Source organism: Kitasatospora phosalacinea (assembly GCF_000716545.1).
GTDB classification, from domain to species: Bacteria; Actinomycetota; Actinomycetes; order Streptomycetales; family Streptomycetaceae; genus Kitasatospora; species Kitasatospora phosalacinea.
On the sequence record NZ_JNWZ01000151.1, the window covers coordinates 1 to 2070 of the forward strand.

The following is a 2070-nucleotide window of genomic DNA, read 5'->3' on the forward strand; positions in this document are numbered from 1 at the left end:
GGCGGACCGGCCAACACCGCCGTGGCGCTGGCCCGGCTCGGCACCCCCACCCGCTTCCTCGGCCGGCTCTCCACCGACGCCTTCGGCGCGCTCTTCCGCGCCCACCTCACCGCCTCCGGCGTCGACCTCTCCGGCGCGGTCGCCGCCCCCGAACCCAGCACCCTGGCCATCGCCACCTTCGACCGGCACGGCCAGGCCCAGTACTCCTTCCACGCCGAAGCCACCGCCGACTGGCAGTGGACCGGCGCCGAACTCGCCGCCGCCCGCCCCGAGGACGCGGCCTGCCTGCACACCGGCTCGCTCGCCCTGGTCCGCGCCCCCGGCGACGAGCACGTCGAGGAGGCGCTGGTGCGCGCCCGCGACGGCGCGACCGTCTCGATCGACCCCAACGTCCGCCCCCTGCTGGTCGATCCGGCCGTCTACCGGCAGCGGCTGCCGCGCTGGTGCGCGCTCGCCGACGTCCTGCGCCTGAGCTCCGACGACCTGGAACTGCTGATGCCCGGCGCCACCCCCGAGCGCGCCTGCGACACCTGGCACCTGGCCGGGGTCCGGCTGGTGGTGATCACCCTCGGCGGCCGCGGCGCGCTCGCCTCGCTCGACGGCGTCCGGATCTCCGTGCCCGCGCCGCGCATCGAGGTCGTGGACACCATCGGCGCCGGCGACTCGTTCACCGCCGGCCTGCTCCACCGGCTCTCCCTGGCCGGCCGCCTGGGCGGACGGCTGGACGGGTTGACCGCCGACGAGGTGGCCGACGCCTGCCGGTACGCGGCGCGCGTCGCCGCGTACACCTGCTCGGTGGCCGGCCCGAACCCGCCCTGGGCGCACCAGTTGGAGTCCGTCCCCGCCGCCGCCTCCCGGTGACGCCGCCCCGCCCCCGCGTACGGAAAGCGACCGCGAACTGAGCGGCGCCAAGCCACCCACCAGACTGGAGCGAGCCGTCCATGATCGCTCCGGAAGGCGCCCGCCCCCGCGGTGAGGGCCCGCGCGGGGCGGGCGCTGCGCCCGCCGTTGCCCGCGCCCGCCCGGATGCGCACGCTCAGTGAGGAGAACACGAAAACGTCACGGCCCGTTGACATGCCCGGCGTTTGGAAACGGTCTGAACGACAGCTGCTAAATCGTTTTGACGATGCGTCGACGGTAGGCGGACAGGCGTAGAGGCCGGTACGAACCGGACGCGGCGACACACGGTGAAGGCCGATCGGTCCGGTGAGCCGGCGTCATCGCGGAGCGAAGGCCGAAGCGCGCGAACACAACATCCGACTCACGCACCGCAGCAAGGAGCGACCATGGACCCCACAGCGGCTCGGCCGCCGACCAGCGCCGTCTACCTGCGCTGCTACCCGCGCGACGACTGGGCCGTGGAGACCCTGCGCCGCAGGCTGGAGGCGCAGGCGCTCGCGCTCGGGCTCTCTCCGTACCTCTACATCGACAACGGGATCTCCTCACGCCGGATGCCGCCGCGCCTGGCGGACCTGATGGCCGGCGTCGCCTCGGGGGCCATCAGCGTCGTGCTCATCCCGGGCCCGTGGGTCTTCGGGCTCGACGACGACGCCGCGCGCCGAGTCGTCGAGATCCTCACCCGCCAGGGCTGCCGGATCATCGAACTCCCCTCGGCGCGGGAGGCGCGGCGCGAGCAGAACGCGGCCGTGCCCCGCCGCTCCGGTCGAGCGTGCCCGCAAGCGCCCGGGACGGCCGAAAGCCGGGGCGTGCCGGACGCAGGTTCGCAGGCCACCGGCTCGAACACCGTGCCGACACGAGCGAGTAACGGTCTCTTGACAGCAGGCGCCGGATGCGGCGATCGCCGTCGCACCACATAATCGAAACGTTTTGGCAGGCATGATGAAGCGCGTTGGAATCAAGGACGTGGCCGCGGCGGCGGGGGTGTCCGCAACGACGGTCTCCCACGTCCTCAACGCGGTCGAGGGCAAGCGGATCAACCCCGAGACCCGGCAGACCGTCCTGGAGACCGCGGAGCGCCTGGGGTACCTCCCGAACAACCTGGCCCGCGGCCTGCGGCTGAGCCGCTCCTACACCGTCGGCTTCCTCAGCGACGAGATCGCCACCACGCCG

3 protein-coding genes are annotated in these 2070 nt (G+C 73.6%); all 3 read left to right on the plus strand.

Annotated elements, in window-relative coordinates; all coding sequences use genetic code 11:
- A partial coding sequence (locus OO48_RS33860; protein WP_033223465.1) for a carbohydrate kinase family protein occupies positions 1-861 on the plus strand: 861 nt, incomplete at its 5' end.
- A gap of 425 nt (positions 862-1286) precedes the next feature.
- Complete coding sequence (locus tag OO48_RS33865; protein ID WP_033223466.1) at positions 1287-1817, plus strand: hypothetical protein; 531 nt, start codon at positions 1287-1289, stop codon at positions 1815-1817.
- A gap of 22 nt (positions 1818-1839) precedes the next feature.
- Positions 1840-2070: LacI family DNA-binding transcriptional regulator (locus tag OO48_RS33870; RefSeq protein WP_209439595.1), on the plus strand; the 231-nt coding region annotated here is incomplete at its 3' end.